Source organism: uncultured Aquimarina sp. (genome assembly GCF_947492405.1).
Classification (GTDB): domain Bacteria; phylum Bacteroidota; class Bacteroidia; order Flavobacteriales; family Flavobacteriaceae; genus Aquimarina.
Genome location: NZ_CANLMP010000003.1, coordinates 197,724 through 221,546, shown reverse-complemented (window position 1 = coordinate 221,546; position 23,823 = coordinate 197,724). Strand labels below are relative to the sequence as shown.

The window sequence follows — 23,823 nt, the reverse complement described above, 5'->3', positions numbered from 1 at the left end:
ATTTTAAAATCTCAATAAAATAAATATCTTCGAAAAATATATGGAAAAGAAATCTGTTTGTGATGAAAAAAATTTTGAATCAATCTTTGATGATTGCTCAGAATCATTACGGAATGTTATCTACTATAAATGTGGTGATATTGCTCTGGCAGAAGATATAATTCAAGATGCTTTCATAAAATTGTGGCAAAACTGCAAAAAAGTTATCTACTACAAGGCGAAATCGTATGTATTTACTGTAGCTAACAACACCTTATTAAATCATATAGCTCATAAAAAAGTAGTACTTAAGTATGAACAAAAGCCACATTCAGATCTTAATAATCAAGACCCGCAATTCATTATTGAAGAAAAAGAGTTTATGTCTAAACTTAAAAATGCAATAGATTCACTTTCTGAAAAACAAAGAGAAACATTTTTATTATCTAGAATCGACAAGAAGTCTTACAAAGAAATTGCCGAAATCACAGGAGTTTCTGTAAAAGCTATCGAAAAAAGAATACACTACGCATTACTAAGTTTACGGCAAAAATTAGGTGATATTTTATAATCATATGTAGGGTAATATAGTATAAGGCTGTTATTAATAAGAAGACATAAATAAAGAAAGTAAAACACGACTAATGGAAAATCCATATTCTGATGAAACATTTTTAGCAAGATGGCTTAATGGAACTCTAGATGCTAAAGAAAAAATAGAATTTGAAAAATCGGAAGATTATCAGAAATACGTGACTATTATAAATAAAATAGATTCACTGGATTCTCCTGAGTACAATAAAGAGAAGATATTTAAAGCAATTAAAAATGATATTGTTAAAAATAAAAAAACCATATCTTTAATTCCAAACTGGAGCTATGGTATTGCCGCTACCTTAGTAGCATTAATAGGATTGTTCTTTTTCTTTGATAATGCTACCACACATACAACAGATTATGGTGAACAAATCACAATAGAACTTCTGGATGGATCTGAAGTAATCCTTAACTCTAAATCGGAATTATCATTTAAAGAGTCGGATTGGAAGAATAATCGAAAGGTTACGCTAATGGGAGAAGCTTTTTTTAAGGTAAAAAAAGGTTCTGATTTCTTAGTAGAAACATCATCAGGAAATGTCGAAGTAATTGGAACGCAATTTAATGTAAATACCCAAAAAGATTTTTTTGAAGTTATTTGTCACGAAGGCAAAGTAAAAGCTATGGGGTACAACTCTAATGAAGCTACTCTTGTTAAAGGGAAAGCCTTTAGAGTAGCAAATAATATCGTCGAAAACTGGGAAACTGAAACAACAAAACCAAGTTGGATATCCGGAGAAACTACATTTACCAACACTCCATTAAAGCAAGTAATACTTTCTCTAGAACATCAGTTTAATATTACTTTTAACAAAGAAAAAATTGATCAAAATCAGCGTTTTACAGGTAGTTATAATCACGAGAATATTGAACTAGCTTTAAAAACAATCTTTGTTCCTATGGAAATTTCGTATACTTTTAACAACGAAAACAACATAGTTCTCGTTAAAGAATAAATGAAATCATTTTTTTTCTATTTTTTTATATTCATCCACTTTAGCTCTTTTTCTCAAAAAGCAGCTAGTTTAGAATATGATAATACTCCTTTGAACAATGTTCTGAAAGTTTTAGAAAAAACATATAACATTAAATTTTCTTTCAATCCAGAAATTATCAAAACTGAAAGGATAAGTGTTTCTGCAAAAGATTCTCTGGAAACAATCCTCGAAAAAATACAATTTCAAACTTCTGTCTTTTTTCAAAAGATTAATGACAGATACTATGTTATTCGAAGAAAAAATAAAGAAGGAAGAATTTCGATCTGCGGATACTTACTTGATAGTTCTACCGAAAAACCTTTAGAGGAAGTTTTTATAAACAACAGAAATCAATCTAAATCAGTGATTTCAGACGCTAACGGTTATTTTCAATTATTCTTATCAGAACCTAATGACACGATTAACATTAGGCTTTTAGGCTATAAAAATCGACAATTTATTGCCAAAGATCTTGAAAAGAAGGACTGTATTAAAATATTACTATCTGAAGATGATTTTCAGTTAGACGAAGTTCTTATAACAGAATATGTGACATCAGGGATATCAAGACAAGGAGCTAGTAGCGCTATAAATATTGATCCAGGCAAATTAGGTATTTTACCGCGATTAGTAGAGCCAGATGTGCTACAAACCCTGCAGTTTTTACCTGGTGTACAAAGCCCTACTGAGACTGCTTCGTCTTTACATATTAGAGGAGGAACTCCTGATCATAATTTAATTTTATGGGATGGTATAAAAATGTATAGTACAGGGCATTTTTTTGATCTATTGTCTATTTTCAATCCATATATTACCGAAAATATAAAGCTTTTTAGAAGTAGTACCGAAGCTAAATATGGAAATAGGATTTCGGGAGTTGTTGATATAGAATCAAAAAATGAAATTCCAAAAGATTTTGGCTTTGGTGTTGGTTTTAATATGACCACGGTAGATGCTTATATCGAAGCACCCATTGATGAGGGTTTTGGAGTAGTTATATCTGCAAGAAGATCATTCACGGATCTCCTTGAAACATCTACTTTTCGAAGTTATTCTGATCGTGCTTTTCAAAGCATTCGTTTTTTCATAGATAATCAAAAGTTAGATCAAGAAACTGTAGAAAATGAAAACGTGTTTTACTTTACAGATCTTACAGTTAAAGGAATTTTTAAAATATCTAATAATGAAAAATTTACTATAAGTTCCATATTTACAAATAACAATCTGAATTATACTTTAAACATCAAAAATATTCTGGGATTTAGTGAACCTTTTGATGAAAACCAAAAAGACGAATTAGAGTATGTAAACCAAGGAGTTAACATGAAATGGGAGAAAAAATGGAATCCTCATTTCTCGCATTCAACTAATATTTATTTTTCTAACTATGAATTCAACTATATTGGATTAAGAGAATCCAGAGCGAGTAGTGATGGATTCTTATTTTTCGAAAATGATATTGTGGAGAATAACAGAATCAGAGATGCTGGTGGATCTATTCATGGAAATTGGTTTATAAATCCTAAGCATAGTTTTACTTCGGGTTACGACTTTTCTAACAATGATGTCGCTTATAATTCTGATTACTCCGCTGAGGACATTTCTTTCGATGAAAGTGATAACAATATGACACACGCAATATTCGGAGAATATAAATTTAATTCTAACGAAAAACTTAAGATAAGTGCTGGTATACGAGGTAATTATTTCTCCGTACTTGAAAAAACATATTGGGAACCAAGAATTAACCTAGAAGTAAATTTATCTAAAAACATCATAACCAAATTATCAGCAGAAAGAAGAAATCAAGTGATTAGTCAGGTTTCTAATTATCTACCAAATGATTTTAGTCTGGATAATCAAATATGGCTATTAGCCGACTCTGAATTTGTTTCAATGCTTGCCAGTAATCAGATCTCTAGTGGTTTTACTATCAATAAGAATGATTGGTATATCGATATAGAGGGCTACTATAAATCCATAGATGGACTTACATCGTTTGCTAATGGTTTTAATGGAGTTCTTGCTTTAGAGACAGGAGAAAGCGAAATTCTTGGTTTAGACGTATTAATCAAAAAAAGAATCAGAGATTACAGAACATGGATTTCTTATTCCTTAACTGATCAGGATTTTAAATTTGAGAATGTTAATGAGGGAGAATCTTTTCCGGGTAATTTTGATATCGGCCATTATCTATCATGGATTCATAGCTATCAATGGAATAATTTCGAATTCTCATTAGGATGGACAATTAGAACTGGAAGGCCTTTTACTCCTGCAGAAAGCATTACTGAAACTGATGAATTTCTTTTTATAGATTATGGAGAGATTAATAGCAAACGATTAGACACTTATCATAGATTGGATTTTTCTGCCTCCTATAAGTTTAATTTGTCAAAAAAAGATACGTGGCGAAGTAAAATAGGATTTTCCTTATTTAACCTATATGATAAAGAAAATATCTTAAACCGAACATACAATATCAAATTTGATAATGACAATTATTTATTGCAAGAAGTAAATACATTTTCTTCTGGTATTACTCCCAATGTATCTTTCAGAATCGATTTTTAATATCATTAAGCATCTATTTATTACCCTATGTAGTGCTCTTTTTAATTTTCACTGTGTTATCTAATATAAAGAGATACCACTATCCTTATTCTTTATCTATCTATTCTATAACCTCAAAAAATCGTTTTCATAATTTGATAAGCCTCAACTATTCTTCATAAAAAAAACCATCCGCACAATGGGGATGGTCTCATAAAAAGATTCAAAGTTTATTATATTATATACTTAGTTTTAGTATAAAAAGTTTAAAGCAGTAATATCGAAATTACTAAACTCTCCATCTTCACTTCCATCGAAGCAAGAAATCATTATTGAATCAGAATCTAAACCATTCTGACCCCACTGATTAGCAGTTGGAGTTCCTGGAATGTTGATTGCTCCAACACCTCCACCACCTTCGTTTCCTCCACCACATCTTCTACGTGCGTAGTCTGTGTGTCTGAAACCTATAGAGTGTCCTATTTCGTGACCAATTACGTGCTCATTCAGGTTATTACTAGCGTTTCTTAATCCGCTTAAAATCTGAACAAATTTAAAAGGTGCTCCTCCACTTGGGAAACCAGCAGATCCTCCTTGACCAGACTGACCATTATCATACACTACCATATCAGCAGCTTGAAAATTAGTACCAAAAGTCAATCTAAATGTTAAACTATTATTTAACCTGTTGTAATTATTAACAGCCCACTGTAATCCAGTTTGCATATTGCTAGAAAGCGCACAACAAGAACCAGTAAATCCTAAAATATCAATAGTTCTATTAGAACCGGTAACAAGATTAGATGTTCTGTATTGTTTATTTTCACCATCATCAGCAATACCTAACTTATACGTATCGTTTTCTAATAAAGCTAACTCTAATGTAATGTCTCCAGATTTTACATATTGCACTGAAACACCATCGAGACGCTCCATTGTCACAATTTCTGCATCTCCAGGATTTACTCCTGCAGCGAATAATTTATCTTGTAAATCTTTACTAAGTTCTAATGAAACTGGTTGAGAATCGTTGGCGATTTCGTCTTTTTGGCAAGATGTCATAACACCAGCAGCGATAGCGCAAAGCGCTAAAAATTTGATTTTTTTCATTTTTAAAAAGTTGAGTTTGTGTAGTTACTATTAAACAAAATAAATCTACTACAGTATCTATTTTGTTGAAATAAATTTTAGTAATGCTTTGAACCTTTTTAAAATTTAAGCGGGCTGAAGATATGATAATTTTTTTTAAATATCAGTTAATTCTTTAAACTATTCTTTGATTATCCGTAAAATCCATACATTAAATTCAATAAACAAGACTTTTGTTTAACAAATGCACATCCTTAAGTTACACAATAAAACCGATTAAATGCATCAAGATTATTACGATATATATTCCTTATCTAGCAAAAAATCATAGTAGTATCATTGATATCTAACAAATTTAAAGTGATTCTTATTTCACAAATAATTGTAGGTAATTTCTTATATATCATAAATTTTTAACTAAAAAATGTTAAAAAAATATTAAAGGATGTTTTACCGTACTTTATTTTTAAAAAAGTATCGAAACAAGTACTTGAAAATTATATCATAACAATCAGAGTTGTAAAACAAAAAGAGCATAAAAAAACCCAACTGAAGTTGGGTTTTTATCTATCTAATCAAAATTATAGAGTAAACTATATTAATAAAGGTAATTTAGTGCGGTTACATCATTCCCGTTAAATTCACCAGAGGCGCTAGTACTGAAACACGCTAACATAATAGAAGTAGAATCATATCCTGTTGGTGTTCCTGGAATATGGATTGCTCCATCAGACCCTGCACTTTCTCCAGACTGACCACAACTTTGACGGCTAAACCAATCTGTATGACGGAAACCAATAGAATGACCAATCTCATGTGTAATTACGTGCTCATTTACATTATTAGAATATCCTCCTAAACCATAAATTGCAATCCATTTATTTGGTCTTCCTTGCGAGTCAGGAAATCCTGCAACTCCACCTTGTTCTCCAGCTGCTTCTTCATTTGGATCGTGATAGACAACCATATCCTTAGATTGATAATCCGTACCAAATGTCAATCTAAAACTAACCGATAAATTCAATCTATTATAATTATTAACTGCCCACTGCAACCCCGTTTGTTCTTTACTATTTAAACCATTACTATTATTTCCAGTATAACCAATAATATCTATAGTTCTGCTTGAACCTGTCACTAAATTATTAGTTCTATATTGTTTAGTGTTAGCTTCACCAGTTCCTAAAGCAGGAGTACTCATAAGGTTTTCAAGAGTAGAAAAATAATCTCCAGATCTAACTCCAGAAACTTCAGAACCATCTAAAAATGTTCTAGTTTGTACAGTAGCATTATCAGAATTCACTCCAATTGCTTCTAATTGTAATTTTACTTCTTTAGAAACTTCTTTGTTTACTGTATCGATTTCTGTAGAAATGTCATCTTTTTGACAAGATGTAACAAGACCTGCTGCGATAGCACATAGTGCTAAGAATTTAATTCTTTTCATTGTAAAAATGTGTTGAGTTTGTATAAATTATTTTGGGAAAGTACCTTCAAAACCAACGAATTGCGCTAGCTTAAAAATCAATAAGAAAGTTTTGGGGCGTACAATTTTTTCCGATTCAAAGATATGATAATTTTTTACTAAAAAAAGTTAATACGTTGAATTATTATAAGTAAAATCAAAAAATCATTAAAAATATATCAATATAATGCTGTTTTTTCGATGAATGACATAATCCAAAAAAACATCTCAAAACCTTATTATCATTATGTTATAACCGTAATTTAAATTTTTAGACAAAAAAAATCGTTCAACAAATAATTTTATTGAACGATTATTCCTACAAATGTTGTTTTATCTAAACGATTTCTGCACTTAAGCCTGCCTGTAACAACTTGGAACACCTAGGAACTAATTCTTCATAAACGCCCGTTTTTACCGTACATTTGCCTTTATAATGAACCAGCATAGCACATTGCTCAGCCTGTACCGGTGTATGTTCACACGTATAGATCAAAGTTTCAATTACGTGATCAAATGTATTGACATCATCGTTATATAAAACAATCTCATTATTATTTTGTTCAACCGTTTTTTCTAAAACCTCCTCTAAAACTTTTTCTTGAGTGCTCATCACTTTAATTTTATACAAATATACTATTTCGAAAAGAAAAATTAATCGTCTATTAGATTATTTTAACCTGTAATTAGCTGCTATCCAATTATTTCTATCAAAACTCTCCTGAAGTTCCAAATTATTGGCAGCACACTCCTTAGTAATCATCTCCAAATCTTCTTTATAGAAACCACTTAGAAAAAGACTCCCACCTGAAGTTAATGTCCCGGCATATATGGAGATATCTTTTAACAATATATTTCTATTGATATTAGCAATAACGACGTCATATTGCTTGCCTACCAATAATGACGAATCACCTTCATAAGCAGTTATGTATTTACAATTATTGCGTTCCACATTTTCGATAGTATTCAGATAACACCAATTATCAATATCTATAGCATCAATAGGTTTTGCTCCCTTCATCTCTGCCAATATTGCCAAAACTCCCGTTCCGCAACCCATATCCAACACCTTTTTACCTTCTAAATTGTTCTTTAGAAGATGTTGAATCATCATATGAGTCGTTTCGTGATGACCTGTCCCGAAAGACATTTTAGGTTCTATCACAATATCATATACCACCTCTGGTTTTTCGTGAAATGGGGCTCGCACGCTACAGATATCATCCACCATAATAGGAGTGAAATTTTTCTCCCATTCCTTATTCCAGTTTACTTGTTCTATTTCCTCCGAAATATATGTTATTTCGAACTCAGCCGAATTCAATACATGAATATCATTCAATATATTTTCATTCCATTCTTCTTTTTGAATAAAGGCTTCTACTCCTTTTTCAGTTTCTACAAAGCTTTCAAAACCGGCATAACCTAATTCTGCAATCAAAATTTCCGTTGCTGGCTGTAAAGGCTCAATAGTAAAATAGTAGCCTATATATATGGGAGTTGTCATCATCCTTTTAAAAATTAGGTTGCAAAGTTACTATTTTGGGTAACAAAAAAGGTATTCGCTTGTGCGAATACCTAATTATTTATTGTCTAAAATTTTAATTTAGAAAGAATTTGCTATAGCAGCAAAACTCTCTGGATCTAAAGCAGCTCCACCTATTAATCCTCCATCAACATCTGGCTTAGCAAAAATCTCTTTTGCATTGGCAGGTTTTACACTCCCTCCATATAGTATAGAAACTCCTTCTGCAATTTCCGTATTAAATGCATCGGCTATTGTTTTTCGAATAAATGCATGCATTTCTTGTGCCTGTTCAGGACTTGCCGTTTCTCCTGTTCCTATTGCCCAAACCGGTTCATAAGCCAAAATAATATTCTTCCAAGCAGTAGCATCAAGTTTAAACAAAGCATTTTTTAACTGACTCTCTACCAAATCAAAATGATTACCAGACTTGCGATCTTCTAATTCTTCTCCGAAACAGAAGATAACCGTCATATCGTGTTTTAATGCTGTATTCACTTTTTCCTCTAACAATGCATCTGTTTCTCCAAAATATGCTCTGCGTTCACTATGACCTAATATAACGGTTTCTACACCAGTACTTTTTAGCATATCCGCAGAAATTTCTCCGGTAAATGCTCCATTTTCAGATTGATGCATATTTTGTGCTGCTACTTCGATATCAAAATCTTTAAGCTCCTCAAAAGCATAATATAAATTGGTAAACGTTGGCGCTACAATGACTTTTGCATCTGGTGCCTCCTTGAGTTTTGTTTTTAGCTCTGAAAGTAAAACTCCGGTCTCTGCCAGGTTTTTATTCATTTTCCAGTTTCCTGCTACAATTTTTGCTCTCATTAATTTTAATTTATGTGTGTGGTTACTATTTGGTTACAATTTAAAGTCCGATAATTAGACCCGAATTCTAGGGTCCAACCATCTATAGATAATATCTACAAATATATTGATTAGAATGAACACTGAAGAGATCACAATTACCGCTCCCATAATAATAGGAAGATCCGATGTATTCAATGCATCTACTATCTCTTTCCCAAGCCCATTCCATCCAAAAATATACTCTACAAATACCGCTCCTGCTAACATAGATGCAAACCATCCAGAAATTGCTGTTACAACCGGATTTAAAGCATTTTTTAGCGCATGTTTTCTAATTACTTGGATCAATGATAAACCTTTTGCCTTAGCTGTTCTTATATAGTCCTGACTCATTACTTCTAACAAAGAGTTTCTCATTAATTGAGTAACTACTGCTAATGGTCGAACTCCTAAAACTATTGCGGGTAGTATTAAGTTTTTCCACTGGATATATGTCCCTTCTCCAAAATCATCTACTTCATATAGACTTCCTGTCATATTGAGATTGGTATATTGGTGTAATACATACCCAAATAACCATGCAAAAATAATGGCACTAAAGAAAGAAGGAACACTCATGCCTATGGTGCTTACTAATTGAATTAAACGATCGGGCCATTGATCTTTAGTTAGTGCACTAACAATTCCCATAGAAACACCCAAAAATATAGCTATCAAAATTGCAGATACTGCCAATACTGCTGTATTAGGTAATGTTTCTTTAATTACCTGACTTACTTTTTTTCCGTTTTTTTGAAAAGACTCTCTCAGGTAAGGATATTTAAAAACTGTTTTTGTAGTTCCTAAAGTAAATAATGAAACTCCAGAATATTTTTTAGAATCGAAATATGAAAAATCATCTTCTTTTGTACTATGGAATGAAATTGGTGAAAGGTCATTTAGATAATAGCGATATTGAGTACGAATAGGAAGATCGAAACCATATTTTCTATTTATGATATCTAACTGTTCTTTATTTTCATTCTGCCCCATCATCATTTGTGCTGGATCACCTGGAAGAATTGTAAACAATAAAAAAATCACAGTAATTACTCCTAATAAAGTAAGTAACGCATACCCAAATTTATAGAAGTATTTAATCATAGTTAATTAGGTTTTTCTGCATCTATAGATAAAGTATCAACAGATAAGGTATCTATTTCTTCTTCTACCGTTTCCTTAATAATCGGCTTTGATCGTTCTACTTTATCTAAAATTAATTTATCCGCGTCATTCCAGTGTAATTTTTCTATAATTGTACCATTATTTAATTTTACTATTCCTGGATTAGAACGTAATATTGTTTTTAGCGCTGTTTCATCTGTGCTATAAAAATCAAAACTCAAATCATACTGTCCTTTTTTCTGAGAAACTTCCTGAGGAGAAGATGCTGTAAGCCCTATTACATCATACCCTTGAGCTAAAGCTTTATCAGTAAGTCCTTTTATGGCATTCATTCCTTCGCCTTCACTTTTAGAAAGATTATACATTATAATAAGGACAACATTTTCTTTTTCTAGAAATTCTGCAGTATAATCTTGCCCATCTTTTTCTATTGCAAAATCATGAATAGGTGGTATATATCCTTCATTAATCATTTTAGTCTCTACTCCTATATATTTGCCCTTTACTTGTGGATATTCACCACTGGTTTTTATAATCTCTTCTGTACCGTCTATATTGAACTTCCAAAAATATTCAAATTCCGCTTCCGGAGCTCCTTCAGGTACTGACATCCCTTCTTCTATATTAGTTCCTATTTTATAGGCTCTAAAATCAAAAGTTGGCAAATGCATTAGTACGTGATATGCAAATCCTAAACAAGCAGTAAAACAGGCAAAGACAATCCATTTATGAGAAGACTCCTGTAGGATTGGTGTTATATATTTTCTTCCGAAGAACAAAATCAAAATAAACACAAGCAGAATTACATCTTTTGTAAAGGACTCCCAAGGAGTCAATGGTAGAGCATCTCCAAAACATCCACAATCTGTTACCTTATTAAAATAAGCCGAATAAAAGGTAAGAAATGTAAAAAATACAATCATACCTAATAACGACCATAAGGTAAATTTACGTAGATACCCTAACAATAATGTAACCCCTACTATTATTTCAAAAACACATAGGAATACTGCCATTAATAGCGCAAATGGAATTAAAAACTCCATATTTAATACCCCTTCACTGAAATATTCTTGTAATTTATAAGAAAATCCTAATGGATCATTAAGTTTAATAAATCCTGAAAATAAAAAAAGAGCAGCTACAAATATTCTGGAAAAACCAACAAGTATTTTCATCTTTAAAATGGTAATTATAATTTATTTCGAACAAGATAATAGCTTTATATCTTGTTGCTTTTAGTTTAACAGTATTTTATAAAATCGTGAAAGTTATTTAGCTTCACCTAAATGAATCATAGCAAAAACCGCATAATTAATTATATCTTGATAATTAGCATCAATTCCTTCACTTACTAATGTTTTACCTTTATTATCTTCAATCTGTTTAACTCTAAGTAATTTCTGAATAATCAGATCTGTGAGTGAACTAACTCTCATATCACGCCATGCTTCACCATAATCATGATTTTTATTCATCATCAATGTTTTTGTGATATCAATATGGGTATCGTATAGTTCTGTCGCTTCATCTGTAGACAAATCTGGTTGTTCTGCAACCCCTTTCTCTAACTGTATCAAGGCCATCAGACTATAGTTAATAATTCCAATAAATTCAGAAACCTCTCCTTCATCTACTTTTCTAACCTCGTTTTCTTGTAGTCCTCGAATTCGTTGTGCTTTTATAAAAATCTGATCTGTGAGCGAAGGTAATCTAAGGATTCTCCAAGCACTCCCATAATCTTTCATTTTCTTAATAAATAAATCACGACATTTCGTGATTACCGCGTCATATTGTGTTGACGTATCTTGCATATAACTATTTAATTTTGCGTAAATTTCGCTTTAATATGGCAATTATACCAAATAAACATTAAAAATATAGTATAAACTCTTATATGACCATTAATTGCAAAGGCTCCCTAATTGATCTCTCCTCCCCAAAAGTAATGGGAATTTTAAATCTAACACCAGATTCATTCTATGATGGAGGAAAATACAAAGACGAATTACAAATCTTACATCAGGTAGAAAAAATGCTTCAGGAAGGAGCTACTTTTATAGATATTGGTGCTTATTCTTCGAGACCTGGAGCAGATCACATTTCTCTTGAAGAAGAAAAAAAGAGGATTTTGCCTGTAGTCACATTAATCCTATCTAAGTTTCCAGATGCTATCTTATCCATAGACACCTTTAGAAGCGAAATTGCAAAACAATGTGTTGATACAGGAGCTGCAATAATTAATGATATTTCTGCCGGAAATCTGGATAAAAAAATGATTCAGACTGTTGGGCAACTTAAAGTACCATATATCATGATGCATATGAAAGGTACTCCAAAAACCATGAAATCGTTAGATCAATATGAAAATTTACTAAAAGATATTCAGGTTTATTTTTCGCAAAAAGTAGCTGAAGCAAGAAAAGAAGGTATTAATGACATTATCGTTGATCCTGGTTTTGGTTTTGCAAAAAACATTGACCAGAATTTTGAACTTCTTAGAAAACTGGACTTATTAAAATTTCAAGGGTTACCAGTTTTAATAGGAATATCGAGAAAATCCATGATTTATAAGTCTTTAAACATTACTCCATCGGCATCATTAAACGGAACAACCTCGTTAAATACAATAGCACTTCTTAAAGGAGCTTCAATCTTAAGAGTACATGACGTAAAAGAAGCTATGGAATGTATTACTCTTACTAATAGATATCACGACAATATTAACTAACTAATTCGAATGCTCTGTCTAAAGCGAATTTTCTAATTAGAGTTTCACTAATTTTCCTATTTTTACAAAAACTCCCAGTATTTGGATTTAATCAACCTTAGAATATTAGATATCCTAGATATCGTGCTCGTAGCACTCCTACTGTACTATATCTACAAGTTGGTTAAAGGAACTGCAGCTATCAATATTTTTATCGGTATCGTGATGATCTACCTGGTTTGGAAACTTACGCAGTTTCTAGCTATGGAGATGCTTAGTAGTGTACTTGGAGAATTTATTGGTGTTGGAATGTTTGCATTAATTGTCGTTTTCCAACAGGAAATCCGAAAATTCTTATTAATGATTGGCTCCACGAATTTTGGAAGAAGGCGCAAATTTCTACGTCAACTAAAATTTATAAGAGATACTCCAGAAGATAGCCTTACTGATGTAACCGCAATTGTGAAGGCCTGTCAAAAAATGGGAACCACTTTTACAGGAGCACTAATTGTAATTAAAAGAAATACTTCTCTGGATTTTGTAAAAACCTCTGGTGATGAATTGGATATTTTGGTAAAAACTCCAATTATAGAAAGTATTTTTTATAAAAATAGTCCATTACACGATGGTGCTATGATAGTAGAAGATAATAGAATTGTTGCTACTCGAGTCATTCTACCTGTAACTAATGATAGAGATATCCCTTTGCGTTTTGGATTAAGACACCGTGCCGCCATAGGTATTACAGAAAAAACTGATGCACTAGCTCTTATTGTCAGTGAAGAAACCGGTCAAATGTCATATATCAAAAATGGTGAGTTTGTAATTTTTAAAACGCCTGAAGAGTTAATAGAAAAAATAAAGAGAGATCTTCAATAATGAGCACTAATCTTACCAATATAAATCATTGTAAAAATTGTGGTTTCCAAATTGATAATTATTCTTTTTGTCCGGATTGTGGGGCTAAAAAGATTACGAAACGAATTACTTTTAAAAATTTGACTCAAGAATTTAGTGATCGTTTTTTAAATCTTGATAATTCATTTGTACGAACGTTTATTCATCTATTTATTAAACCCAAAGACGTGATTGATGGCTATATTCATGGCGTTAGAAAAAGATATGTAAACGTTTTTAGCTACTTCGCCATTTCTCTAACGATTGCTAGTTTGTATACTTTCGTCTTAGGAAAATATAAAGACACAATTTTCTCAAATGTTTTTACTGATGTTAATCAGGTTAAAGTCTCAAAAGTAGCTTCAGACTTATCTTTTGAGTATCAATCTATGATCTCATTTTTAACAATTCCATTTTTAGCCTTCATATCAAGACTAGTATTCTTAAATTATAAAAAATATAATTTAACGGAACATTTTGTCATCCATTTATATGCGTATTCGCATATTACTATGGTCATAAGTTTTATTACTTTACCATTGCTTCTTACCTTAAAAAATATATTCTTGATTCTCTGGATTCAATTTCCTGTCTCCATAATTTATATTGCATATGTTCTTAAAAGCCTTTATAATCTTAATTTTAAAAAAATAGTAATAAAAACCTTATTATTTTCACTAATTATGTCCGTCTTATTTATAATTTTTTCAATAATTTCTGGTATTATTATGATCAAAATGGGTTTAATACCTAATGGAGAACCTTCTACCATGTAGATTCTAAATTGTTAGAAAAACATTGTTTAAGATCAAAAAAAGGAGATCAATACCGAAATATAATGGCTAAGACTATTACGATTAACAATTGTAAAAATTGTGGAAACAATATAGAAGATGTTAATTTTTGCTCCAATTGTGGAGCCAAAAAAATCACAAAACGGATTACTTTTAAAAACCTAATCACAGAAATTAGTGAAGTATATCTTAATGTTGACAATACATTTATTAATACAATAAAAGACTTAACCACAAAACCCCATATCGTAATTGATGGCTATATTAAGGGAGTAAGAAAAAAACATCTAAATGTTGCGTCATATTTCTTGCTATCTGTTACACTGGCAGCCATACTTACATTCATAAAAGAAAGAGTATTTGATATACCTTCAGATTTAGAAAAATTTGAGGAGTCTCCCAAAATAATTCAGATTTTTACTGAAGTAACTGAGAAATTTCCAACGTTAGGATTTTTTGTTTTAATTCCTTTCTACGCTATTATATCAAGATTTATATTTAGAAAGTATAAAAAATATAATTTCACAGAACATGTTGTTATTAACTCCTATCTCACCTCTCACCTTACCATATTAACTTTCATTCCTTATATCATAGCTTTTATTTTCGGAGATTATATAGAAGAAAGTAGTTTTATCTTCTTATTGATTCAGTTAATATATGCTACTTTTTTATTCAAAAACCTATACTTGATCAGTTACAAAAAGGTAATAATTAAAGGCTTTATTGGGTGGTTCTTAGTCATACTAATCTCAATAGGTATAGGAGTAATTATGGCGCTTGCTACCAAATTCCTAAAAGAATATGGATTGATAAACTAAACCTCTCTTACTTCTGCAAACTGAACATCATAAAGATTCTTATAATATCCATTTTCTACTTCTAGCAGTTCATTATGATTACCCTCTTCTACTATCTTACCATTATCCATAACGATAATCTTATCCGCATTTTTAATAGTAGCCAATCTATGGGCAATTACTATAGAAGTTCTGCCTTCGGTTATTTTATCGGTAGCATCCTGAATAAGTTGTTCACTATGTGAATCAATAGAAGATGTTGCTTCATCCAAAACTAAAATCTCAGGATTCGTAACATACGCTCTAAGAAAGGAAATCAATTGCCTCTGACCAGAAGAAAGCATTATTCCTCTTTCTTTTACATTATAATGATACCCATTAGGAAGACTCGTTATAAAATCATGAATTCCAATTTCCTTAGCCGCTTTCTTAACTTGTTCTTCTGTAATATCAAGATTATTAAGCGTTATATTGTTCAGGATCGTATCAGCAAAGAGAAATACATCTTGCAATACTACGGCGATATGACTTCTCAAAGATTTTAGATCAATAGTATTAATTGGCTTTTTGTCAATTGAGATTGTTCCACTATCTATTTCATAAAATCTACTTAACAAATTAATAATAGTAGACTTACCAGCTCCAGTAGCTCCAACTATAGCAACGGTCTCTCCAGATTTTACAGATAGGGTTATTCCTTTCAACACTTCTTCTCCTTCTAAATAACTGAATCTTACGTTATCAAAATCGATATCCCCGTTAATCGATGGCAATTCTAATTGGCCAAAGTCATTAATTTTTGATTCAGTATCCAGAATCGCAAATACTCTATTAGCTGCCACCATCCCCATTTGCAGTGTATTAAATTTATCTGCAATCTGACGTAAAGGTCTAAACAAAATTTGAGATAACTGAATAAATTCTACCACATTTCCTAATGTTATTTCCGATCCTAGAGCCGCTTCTAATCCTCCATACCAAACAATCAATCCAATAGTTATAGAGCTAGACATTTCTGCAATAGGGAAAAATATAGAGTTATACCAGACTGTTTTTATCCACCCCTTTTTATGTTTATCGTTAATTTCTTTAAAATTAGCATATTCTATTTCTTCTCTGGTAAATAGCTGAACGATTTTCATTCCTGTAATTCGTTCTTGAACAAAAGAATTCAAATTCGAAACCTGAGTTCTTACTTCTTCAAAAGCAGTTTTCATTTTTCTTTGAAAAACTCTGGTAGCATATACAATAAAAGGTAAAACAACAAAAACTAACAAGGTAAGTTGCCAACTTTGATACAGCATATAACAAATAATTGCTACCATTTTTAGCAGATCACTAATGATCATAAATAGTCCCTGACTAAAAATACTAGCAATCGTTTCGATATCACTTACCGCTCTAGTCACCAACCTTCCAACAGCTGACTGATCATAGTATTGTTTCTTAAAACCTAACATATGATCAAAAAGTTTTACCCTTAAATCTCTAATTACTTCTTGTCCTAACCAATTCGCAAAATAGATGAACAGGAATTGGAAAATAACATCGATTAGCAACGCTCCGATCATCAGGCTAATAAAATAAACTAGTAACTCACTATTACAAGGAATAATAGTTTTATCAATTATCTGTCTTAAAAAATAAGGGCCAGCTATTGACAAAAAAGCCAACAATATAGCAGATAAGGCTACGAAATAAAAGGTAATTCGATATGGATTAGTAAAACCAATCAATCTTCGAAACAATTTAAAGTCAAATGCTTTACCGTTCTTTTCAGCCATTATTATATAAGGTATATAGTTTTTGGGTATTGTACTTCGGTTAAATATAAACCGTGTGCCGGTACTGAATAACCTGCTTCACTTCGGTTTTCGCTTTTAATAATACGCTTTAAATCATTAAGATCGAGTTTATGTTCTCCTATTTCAATTAAGGTGCCAACGATAGCTCTAACCATATTTCTAAGAAAGCGATTTGCCGAAATCTTAAAAACCAATACATCACCGGTCTTCTCCCAGACAGCATCGGTTATGTTACAATTATACGTTTTTACATCGGTTTTAGACTTACTAAAACATTTAAAATTAGTATAGTTTAACAGTAATTTAGCAGCTTCATTCATCAAATCTATATCTAATTCTTTCTTTAGATAATACGCACTATTTATTCTAAAAGGATCTTTAGATAGCGCTATAATATACTCATACGACCTACTTACAGCATCAAATCTAGCGTGCGCATCCTCTTTTACCAAACTCACCATCTGCACGGCAATTTCCTTCGGAAGAAGTGAATTAAGCTTGTATTTGAAATGAACCGTATCCAATACTACTTCACTATCAAAATGTACCATTATTTGTCGTGCATGAACTCCTGTATCTGTTCTACCTGCACCCATCACTTCAATTTTTCTTCTCAATAATAATGATAGAGAATCTTCTAAAACCTCTTGAACAGAAATTGCATTAGGCTGGCGTTGCCATCCATGATAAGGTGTACCATTATATGAAAGTTCTAAAAAATATCTCAAAGCATTATGCTATTTTTGTCCAAAATCTGATGGCAAATATACTTCATATTATAGAGATGAATTGTATACGATCGTTCAGTTTATTTATAACATCATAAATCATTTTTATTAGCAATTTGAAAAAAATACTCTTACTTAGCGACACACATAGTTATATTGATGAACGTATATTACATTATGTAAAAGAAGCAGATGAAGTATGGCACGCAGGAGATATTGGAGATCTAAAAGTTACTGATGCTATAGAAGCTCTTAAACCGCTTCGTGCTGTTTATGGAAATATTGACAACGATAAAGCAAGAGCTACTTTCCCCCTAAACCAGCGATTCTCTTGTGAAGGTGTTTCTGTTTGGATAACTCATATCGGAGGATACCCCCCAAAATACAATGCAAATACTAGAGAAGAAATCAAAACCAATCCTCCTAAATTATTTATCTGCGGTCATTCTCACATTCTTAAAGTAATTCCTGATAAAATTAACGATGTACTACATATGAATCCGGGAGCCGCAGGGAAACATGGATTTCATAAAGTAAGAACCATGTTAAGATTCATATTAGATCGCGGTAAAATCGAGAACCTGGAAGTTATAGAATTAGGTAAAAAATAAGACCCGAAGTTGGCATACTCCGGGTCTTAACGCACTAATACTACTAAGATTTTAGGTTTATCGTAATCGATCAACAGATTTTACGAGATTCTCATCCTTTCTGATAGCCTTGTTGGCTACTACTAATAAAACGATAGAAATAATAGGAATCAACATCCCAATACCTTTCTCCGAAACCATTGTTTCTCCAGATAAAGTTAGTGACCAATAAACAAATACTCCTAGTAAAATAAAGTTTAATAAGATATTGATACGCCCCAATACAAATTGAAGCTGTCTATTTTTAAATAAAAAAATACTTACCAAAGCTAATAAAGCTGATCCAGTAAACATTCCTAAAACCAAAAAATTATCCTGAGACAATAAATCTTCTCCATTTTGATCTAATCCATATGGCAGTATTGCTGATATCCCTCCAGATAACACCACTACTAAAAACAAATAAATAGATTGGATTCTTTGTATCATTGCCCCTTACTTCTTTTGGAAATGCAAAAATAAGAGTTTCTTTTTATAAATATGTGTAAAAAATCAAAAATAAAGTCGTATACTTGCAACACAAATTGTGTAACCCATTCTATTTAGGTTACTTACCTTCAAAATAAAATTTTCCTAGAATTCTTCTTTAGAAAATTTAATACCAGAACCTTAAATTATATAACAAATTTAAATGTTAGAGATTTCTGAATTAAAAGCGAAAAAGCTTCCTGAGCTACAGGAAATTGCGAAAAATTTAAAAGTACCTAAATTTCGCACCATGAAAAAATTAGATTTGGTATACCAAATCTTGGACTATCAAGCTGCTAACCCCAGCAAAGTAAAAGAAGTTATTACTGAAGAATCTTCTGGTAAGACTGAAAACGAAAAGCCAAAACAAACTCCTCGTCAGAGAAGACCTCGTAAGGCCCCGAACACTCAGAATCCTTCTAGTAAAAACCAGAATCCTCCTAACAAAAAGGAAACTAATACTGCTGTAGAAAAAAGTTCAACTCCAAAAACGGAGCATAAAGAAACTAACACACCTAAATCTACAGAAGCTCCAGAAAATAAAAAACCTCAACAAAAAAGGGAAGACAAAAAGGACGACAGAAAGGACGATAGAAAAGATAATCGCAATAGAAATAACGATAAGTCCCAAAACAAAAACCGAAACACCAATAAAAAGGAAAATAACGGAAATAGGGATAGCGGAAATAGAGATAACCGAAATCGCTACAAGGAACCTGATTATGAATTTGATGCAATCATCCAAAGTGAAGGAGTATTGGACATTATGCAGGATGGATATGGTTTTTTAAGATCTAGTGATTACAACTATCTCTCCTCTCCAGATGATATATATGTATCTCAATCACAAATTAGACTTTTTGGACTTAAGACTGGTGATACCGTTCTTGGACAAGTAAGACCTCCTAAAGAAGGTGAAAAATATTTTCCATTAATTAAGGTAAATAAGATTAATGGCCTGGACCCACAAGTAGTAAGAGACAGAGTATCTTTTGAACATCTAACACCGCTTTTTCCACAGGAAAAATTCAAATTAGCAGAAAGACAAAGCACTATTTCCACAAGGATAATGGATCTGTTTTCTCCTATCGGTAAAGGACAACGTGGAATGATTGTCTCTCAACCAAAAACAGGTAAAACAATGTTATTAAAGGATGTAGCAAATGCAATTGCTGCAAATCATCCAGAAGTATACCAAATGATACTACTAATCGATGAACGTCCTGAAGAAGTAACAGATATGCAACGTAATGTACGTGGAGAAGTTATCGCTTCTACATTTGACAAAGAAGCTCATGAACATGTTAAAATCGCAAACATTGTACTAGAGAAAGCGAAACGATTAGTAGAATGTGGTCATGATGTCGTAATACTTCTAGATTCTATAACACGTTTAGCAAGAGCATATAACACAGTGCAACCTGCTTCAGGTAAAATCCTTAGTGGTGGTGTAGACGCCAATGCATTACACAAACCAAAACGTTTCTTTGGAGCAGCTCGTAATATAGAAAATGGAGGATCACTTACTATTATAGCAACTGCTTTAACAGAAACCGGTTCTAAAATGGACGAGGTTATTTTCGAAGAATTTAAAGGAACCGGCAACATGGAATTACAGTTAGATCGTAAAATATCTAATCGTAGAATTTTCCCTGCTATTGACCTTACATCTTCCAGCACACGTCGTGATGATATTTTACTCGATGAAAACACTATTCAAAGAATGTGGGTAATGCGTAAATATCTTGCAGACATGAATCCTGTAGAAGCAATGGAATTTATAAACGATCGCTTTAAGCAAACTCGTAATAATGACGAATTCCTGATTTCCATGAATGGATAAATTATAAACCATATAATATATAGGTAACGGCTATCAAAAATTTGATAGCCGTTTTTATTTAAAATTTCTTTAAGACTCAACTCCCTTTTATCTAGTTAATTTTACATTTTAAAACTATTAACCGAAAGGTTTAAACACAAAACAAGACTAAAGGTTCCTAAAAAGACATATATTATGAAGACCTTATTATATAGTGCATTTATTATTTTGCTAATTAGCTGTCAAGGCAACAGTCAAACTCAAGCTAAAAAAGACAATACATTACAAAATCAGAATATAACCCCTGTTCAAACCAAACCAATTGACGGACTGGAGCGAGCATATTTTGCAAGTGGATGCTTTTGGTGTGTAGAAGCAATCTACGAAAGTGTAAAAGGAGTAAAAGAAGTTGTATCAGGATACTCTGGAGGACATACTAAAAACCCTACATATGAATCCAGCAATACAGGACGAACAGGTCATGCAGAAGCTGTAGAGGTTTTATATGATCCAAAAATCATATCCTTCTCTTCCTTAGTAGATGTTTATTTTGGATCACAAAACCCAACTCAAATAAATGGACAAGGACCGGATAGAGGTTCTCAATACAGATCTATTATATTTTATCAAAACGATGATCAGAAAAATATAATTCAAAAAAAGAAAGACTTCCTAAGCAAGACCCTCAATAGAAAGATTGCAGCAGAAGTTACTGCTTTTCAAAAATTTTGGATAGCAGAAGGCTATCATCAAGATTACGAAAAAAGAAATCCATATAATGGATATATTCAGAATGTTTCTATTCCTAGACTGAAACGTTTTCAGAAAAAATTCCCCGAATTAATAAAAGACATTCATTAATCGATTTCTCATTACACATTTACAGATTCTTTATCAAAAGAATCGTATTCTCAATAAAATCGTACAGATAAAAAAGGTCAGCTATTTCTGACGACACCATAATTTATCAAAAAAAAGCAGACCGAAATTTGTATTTTTAAGACGAAAGAAGCATTTGATTTTGTTAAATTTCATAGCATATTCAACATTAAAACAATCTTTTCTACTGTATAGAAAACAAAACCACACAATACCCTAAGCTCCTTAATATCAAAATCATACACCTCTATTTCAAAAAGTATCATATTACAAAATCCAACAAAATACTATGCAAGCATAACAATAAATGTTAAAGTATTGCAAAAAAAGTCAGTTTTTATTGAAAATATTTTCTCGCAAAAAAAAAGAAAAAATCCAGTTTGTAAGTAAATTATCCTTAACCGACTTCAGCCCTTGTAAATACAGCATAAATCAGACGTAATACACAAAATAATCGTTGAAAAACACAAATTGTTGAAAAAAAAAGTAGATTTTTATACAAATAAAATGGAAACAAGTTGTGTTTTTCATATTAATAACTTACTTTTGTTTATAGTTTAAGAGTTTTCAACTCAGTTAATTAATTAACAAGTTTAAACTTATACTAAAGAAAAACATGTATAAGTAACTGAAAAACAAACTATTAAACTAACAAAAGTTCTTTAAAAGATTGTAAATTTTAACACAATGTCAAAATTTGTTAATAATTTATAAATGTCAAAAAAAATGTTTGGCATATTTTTTGAGAATGAGATTTTTGAACAATAATTTGAATTAAAACTTATAAAACTGATAAAAAAAAGAAGATATTAAAGCAAAAAAGATTAATACCTTTTATATAAGAACCCTAATCTGCTTTATTTTTTGAATTTTAATTATGTAAACACAGAAAGATTATGAAATCAATTTTTACATTTATTTTCCTATTGGTGATGACATCCTCGACTTTTGCTCAGATAAAGTCGCTGGATCGCTATTTAATGGCTACATCCAAATTAGAATTACGAACTGGACCAGGTGCAAACTTTGACATTATTGCAGAGATTCCTCAAGGAACTCAGGTATATGTTATTAGTTCTGGATATGGAGACTGGAGTACAGTACAGCACAAAAACGGTAATGGTTTTGTGCAAACAAAATTACTAGCTGAAGATAGTAGTATTGCAGATGCAGAAAGAGCTGCAAAAGCTGCTGAAGCTAGAAAAAATGCTGCAAAACTTGCCGCTGAAGAAGCGATAAGAAAAGCAGAAGCTGCAAAAATTGCTGCTGCAGAAGCTGCAAGAAGAGCTATCGCTGAAGCAGAAAGATTGCAAAGACAAGCTGAAGCTGATGCCGCTGCCGCTGCCGCTGCTGCCGCTGCTGCAAATCAAAATAAAAGTGCTGCAGAACGTAGAAGATTAGCAGAACTTGCAGAAACACAAAAAGCTTTAGAAGCTGCTAACAGAAGAACTTTAGGTAACACTGATACAGCTTACAATCCTATAGAATCAAAAACAGCTTCGAATGGCAGTAATGCTGGTTCATCAAGAGCTACCGCTGCTCCATCTAGAGTTACTAGAGAGAATAAGTTCGCTAGTTGGGAGAAAAAAACATATAAATCTGGTGCTACTCCAAAATCATTCAATTTCAAAGGTAAATTCGAATACAAGCTAGACAACTACCTTAAAGTAGATGTTGGTAACAATACAGATGTAGTTGTTAAACTTGTGAAAATGGGTAAAACTGAAAAAGATGACGAAACTGTAAGAATTGTATACATTAATAGTGGATCAACTCAGTTCATCAGAAATATTCCTCAAGGTGAGTACTACTGTGTAATTGCTTATGGAAAAGAGTGGAAAGAATCTCCTAGTAAGAACGGAAAACGTCAAGGAACTTTTACAAAAAATCCTTTGTATGAAAAAGGACAGGATATCTTAGACTACAACACAATCAAAACTGAGGAAGGTATTAATGTACCATCTTATAGCTTATCTTTAGATCTTATGCCTAATGGAACATTATACAACAATGATGTAGAAGATCAAGATAATATTGATGCAAGTAAGTTTAATGCATTCTAAGAAAATAATCTAAATACAATATATATTTTATTATCACCA

General features: G+C 31.8%; 22 protein-coding genes. 11 read left to right on the top strand and 11 right to left on the bottom strand.

From position 1 onward, the window contains the following. Positions 1–40: 40 nt before the first annotated feature. The 3 genes from Q0829_RS12650 to Q0829_RS12640 all read left to right on the top strand — a co-directional run bounded on the left by Q0829_RS12650 (position 41) and on the right by Q0829_RS12640 (position 4,127). Positions 41–550: an RNA polymerase sigma factor gene (locus Q0829_RS12650; RefSeq protein WP_298543322.1), complete on the top strand. Its 510-nt coding sequence runs from the start codon at positions 41–43 to the stop codon at positions 548–550. A 73-nt stretch (positions 551–623) separates the two neighbouring features. Continuing rightward, a complete protein-coding gene (locus tag Q0829_RS12645; RefSeq protein ID WP_298543320.1) occupies positions 624–1,532 on the top strand; it encodes a FecR family protein in 909 nt (302 codons plus the stop codon). Then, entirely contained in the window at positions 1,533–4,127 is a 2,595-nt protein-coding gene (locus tag Q0829_RS12640; protein ID WP_298543312.1) for a TonB-dependent receptor, read from the top strand. 231 nt (positions 4,128–4,358) lie between these two features. Here the strand turns inward: Q0829_RS12640 and Q0829_RS12635 are convergent, their stop codons facing one another. The 8 genes from Q0829_RS12635 to Q0829_RS12600 all read right to left on the bottom strand — a co-directional run bounded on the left by Q0829_RS12635 (position 4,359) and on the right by Q0829_RS12600 (position 11,982). Next, a complete protein-coding gene (locus Q0829_RS12635) occupies positions 4,359–5,216 on the bottom strand; it encodes a M57 family metalloprotease (RefSeq protein WP_298543309.1) in 858 nt (285 codons plus the stop codon). A 577-nt stretch (positions 5,217–5,793) separates the two neighbouring features. After that, the gene (locus Q0829_RS12630) at positions 5,794–6,642 is read right to left on the bottom strand and encodes a M57 family metalloprotease (protein WP_298543306.1); all 849 of its coding nucleotides are present in this window, start codon (positions 6,640–6,642) and stop codon (positions 5,794–5,796) included. A gap of 355 nt (positions 6,643–6,997) precedes the next feature. After that, complete coding sequence (locus tag Q0829_RS12625; RefSeq protein ID WP_027392496.1) at positions 6,998–7,273, bottom strand: ATP-dependent Clp protease adaptor ClpS; 276 nt, start codon at positions 7,271–7,273, stop codon at positions 6,998–7,000. Positions 7,274–7,330: 57 nt separating this feature from the next. After that, positions 7,331–8,170 carry a 50S ribosomal protein L11 methyltransferase gene (prmA, locus tag Q0829_RS12620; protein ID WP_298544380.1) on the bottom strand — a complete coding sequence of 280 codons (840 nt, stop codon included), beginning with the start codon at positions 8,168–8,170 and terminating at the stop codon, positions 7,331–7,333. A gap of 99 nt (positions 8,171–8,269) precedes the next feature. Then, on the bottom strand, positions 8,270–9,022 hold the full coding sequence (gene tpiA, locus Q0829_RS12615; protein ID WP_298543300.1) for a triose-phosphate isomerase: 753 nt from the start codon (positions 9,020–9,022) through the stop codon (positions 8,270–8,272). 54 nt (positions 9,023–9,076) lie between these two features. Next, positions 9,077–10,147, bottom strand: a complete 1,071-nt coding sequence (locus Q0829_RS12610) for an ABC transporter permease (protein WP_298543298.1) — start codon at positions 10,145–10,147, stop codon at positions 9,077–9,079. 2 nt (positions 10,148–10,149) lie between these two features. Then, positions 10,150–11,346 (bottom strand): BT_3928 family protein, encoded by a 1,197-nt coding sequence (locus tag Q0829_RS12605; RefSeq protein WP_298543296.1) that lies wholly within the window; start codon positions 11,344–11,346, stop codon positions 10,150–10,152. Between the two features lie 93 nt (positions 11,347–11,439). Beyond that, complete coding sequence (locus Q0829_RS12600) at positions 11,440–11,982, bottom strand: DUF1599 domain-containing protein (protein WP_298543293.1); 543 nt, start codon at positions 11,980–11,982, stop codon at positions 11,440–11,442. 83 nt (positions 11,983–12,065) lie between these two features. Between Q0829_RS12600 and folP the strand changes: the two genes are divergently transcribed. The 4 genes from folP (at position 12,066) to Q0829_RS12580 (ending at position 15,390) form a co-directional block, all read left to right on the top strand. Then, positions 12,066–12,899 carry a dihydropteroate synthase gene (folP, locus tag Q0829_RS12595; protein WP_298543291.1) on the top strand — a complete coding sequence of 278 codons (834 nt, stop codon included), beginning with the start codon at positions 12,066–12,068 and terminating at the stop codon, positions 12,897–12,899. Between the two features lie 81 nt (positions 12,900–12,980). Beyond that, positions 12,981–13,757 (top strand): diadenylate cyclase, encoded by a 777-nt coding sequence (locus tag Q0829_RS12590; RefSeq protein WP_298543289.1) that lies wholly within the window; start codon positions 12,981–12,983, stop codon positions 13,755–13,757. Continuing rightward, on the top strand, positions 13,757–14,551 hold the full coding sequence (locus Q0829_RS12585; protein ID WP_298543287.1) for a DUF3667 domain-containing protein: 795 nt from the start codon (positions 13,757–13,759) through the stop codon (positions 14,549–14,551). The genes Q0829_RS12590 and Q0829_RS12585 overlap by 1 nt, the downstream gene beginning before the upstream one ends. 62 nt (positions 14,552–14,613) lie before the next feature. After that, complete coding sequence (locus tag Q0829_RS12580; RefSeq protein WP_298543284.1) at positions 14,614–15,390, top strand: DUF3667 domain-containing protein; 777 nt, start codon at positions 14,614–14,616, stop codon at positions 15,388–15,390. On the opposite strand, the gene Q0829_RS12575 is transcribed toward Q0829_RS12580, so the two are convergent. Further along, positions 15,387–17,153: an ABC transporter ATP-binding protein gene (locus Q0829_RS12575; protein ID WP_298543280.1), complete on the bottom strand. Its 1,767-nt coding sequence runs from the start codon at positions 17,151–17,153 to the stop codon at positions 15,387–15,389. The genes Q0829_RS12580 and Q0829_RS12575 overlap by 4 nt on opposite strands. Before the next feature lie 2 nt (positions 17,154–17,155). After that, positions 17,156–17,902 (bottom strand): tRNA pseudouridine(38-40) synthase TruA, encoded by a 747-nt coding sequence (truA, locus tag Q0829_RS12570; RefSeq protein WP_298543274.1) that lies wholly within the window; start codon positions 17,900–17,902, stop codon positions 17,156–17,158. 116 nt (positions 17,903–18,018) lie between these two features. Here truA and Q0829_RS12565 point away from each other — a divergent pair, with 116 nt between their 5' ends. Continuing rightward, positions 18,019–18,513: a metallophosphoesterase family protein gene (locus Q0829_RS12565; protein ID WP_298543271.1), complete on the top strand. Its 495-nt coding sequence runs from the start codon at positions 18,019–18,021 to the stop codon at positions 18,511–18,513. Between the two features lie 57 nt (positions 18,514–18,570). Here Q0829_RS12565 and Q0829_RS12560 read toward each other — a convergent pair whose 3' ends face one another. After that, positions 18,571–18,981, bottom strand: a complete 411-nt coding sequence (locus Q0829_RS12560; RefSeq protein ID WP_298543268.1) for a DUF4293 domain-containing protein — start codon at positions 18,979–18,981, stop codon at positions 18,571–18,573. A 202-nt stretch (positions 18,982–19,183) separates the two neighbouring features. On the opposite strand from Q0829_RS12560, the gene rho reads away from it, so the two are divergent. The 3 genes from rho to Q0829_RS12545 all read left to right on the top strand — a co-directional run bounded on the left by rho (position 19,184) and on the right by Q0829_RS12545 (position 23,784). Continuing rightward, on the top strand, positions 19,184–20,863 hold the full coding sequence (rho, locus tag Q0829_RS12555; protein ID WP_298543266.1) for a transcription termination factor Rho: 1,680 nt from the start codon (positions 19,184–19,186) through the stop codon (positions 20,861–20,863). A gap of 174 nt (positions 20,864–21,037) precedes the next feature. Beyond that, on the top strand, positions 21,038–21,703 hold the full coding sequence (gene msrA / locus Q0829_RS12550) for a peptide-methionine (S)-S-oxide reductase MsrA (protein ID WP_298543264.1): 666 nt from the start codon (positions 21,038–21,040) through the stop codon (positions 21,701–21,703). A gap of 914 nt (positions 21,704–22,617) precedes the next feature. Then, entirely contained in the window at positions 22,618–23,784 is a 1,167-nt protein-coding gene (locus tag Q0829_RS12545; protein WP_298543261.1) for an SH3 domain-containing protein, read from the top strand. Positions 23,785–23,823: the final 39 nt, after the last annotated feature.

Excerpts from the sequence above, each read along its gene's own strand:
- Q0829_RS12650 (WP_298543322.1), top strand. The coding sequence starts at position 41 with ATGGAAAAGAAATCTGTTTGTGATGAAAAAAATTTTGAATCAATCTTT.
- Q0829_RS12645 (WP_298543320.1), top strand. The coding sequence starts at position 624 with ATGGAAAATCCATATTCTGATGAAACATTTTTAGCAAGATGGCTTAAT.
- Q0829_RS12640 (WP_298543312.1), top strand. The coding sequence starts at position 1,533 with ATGAAATCATTTTTTTTCTATTTTTTTATATTCATCCACTTTAGCTCT.
- Q0829_RS12635 (WP_298543309.1), bottom strand. The coding sequence starts at position 5,216 with ATGAAAAAAATCAAATTTTTAGCGCTTTGCGCTATCGCTGCTGGTGTT.
- Q0829_RS12630 (WP_298543306.1), bottom strand. The coding sequence starts at position 6,642 with ATGAAAAGAATTAAATTCTTAGCACTATGTGCTATCGCAGCAGGTCTT.
- Q0829_RS12625 (WP_027392496.1), bottom strand. The coding sequence starts at position 7,273 with ATGAGCACTCAAGAAAAAGTTTTAGAGGAGGTTTTAGAAAAAACGGTT.
- prmA (WP_298544380.1), bottom strand. The coding sequence starts at position 8,170 with ATGACAACTCCCATATATATAGGCTACTATTTTACTATTGAGCCTTTA.
- tpiA (WP_298543300.1), bottom strand. The coding sequence starts at position 9,022 with ATGAGAGCAAAAATTGTAGCAGGAAACTGGAAAATGAATAAAAACCTG.
- Q0829_RS12610 (WP_298543298.1), bottom strand. The coding sequence starts at position 10,147 with ATGATTAAATACTTCTATAAATTTGGGTATGCGTTACTTACTTTATTA.
- Q0829_RS12605 (WP_298543296.1), bottom strand. The coding sequence starts at position 11,346 with ATGAAAATACTTGTTGGTTTTTCCAGAATATTTGTAGCTGCTCTTTTT.
- Q0829_RS12600 (WP_298543293.1), bottom strand. The coding sequence starts at position 11,982 with ATGCAAGATACGTCAACACAATATGACGCGGTAATCACGAAATGTCGT.
- folP (WP_298543291.1), top strand. The coding sequence starts at position 12,066 with ATGACCATTAATTGCAAAGGCTCCCTAATTGATCTCTCCTCCCCAAAA.
- Q0829_RS12585 (WP_298543287.1), top strand. The coding sequence starts at position 13,757 with ATGAGCACTAATCTTACCAATATAAATCATTGTAAAAATTGTGGTTTC.
- Q0829_RS12580 (WP_298543284.1), top strand. The coding sequence starts at position 14,614 with ATGGCTAAGACTATTACGATTAACAATTGTAAAAATTGTGGAAACAAT.
- Q0829_RS12575 (WP_298543280.1), bottom strand. The coding sequence starts at position 17,153 with ATGGCTGAAAAGAACGGTAAAGCATTTGACTTTAAATTGTTTCGAAGA.
- Q0829_RS12560 (WP_298543268.1), bottom strand. The coding sequence starts at position 18,981 with ATGATACAAAGAATCCAATCTATTTATTTGTTTTTAGTAGTGGTGTTA.
- rho (WP_298543266.1), top strand. The coding sequence starts at position 19,184 with ATGTTAGAGATTTCTGAATTAAAAGCGAAAAAGCTTCCTGAGCTACAG.
- msrA (WP_298543264.1), top strand. The coding sequence starts at position 21,038 with ATGAAGACCTTATTATATAGTGCATTTATTATTTTGCTAATTAGCTGT.
- Q0829_RS12545 (WP_298543261.1), top strand. The coding sequence starts at position 22,618 with ATGAAATCAATTTTTACATTTATTTTCCTATTGGTGATGACATCCTCG.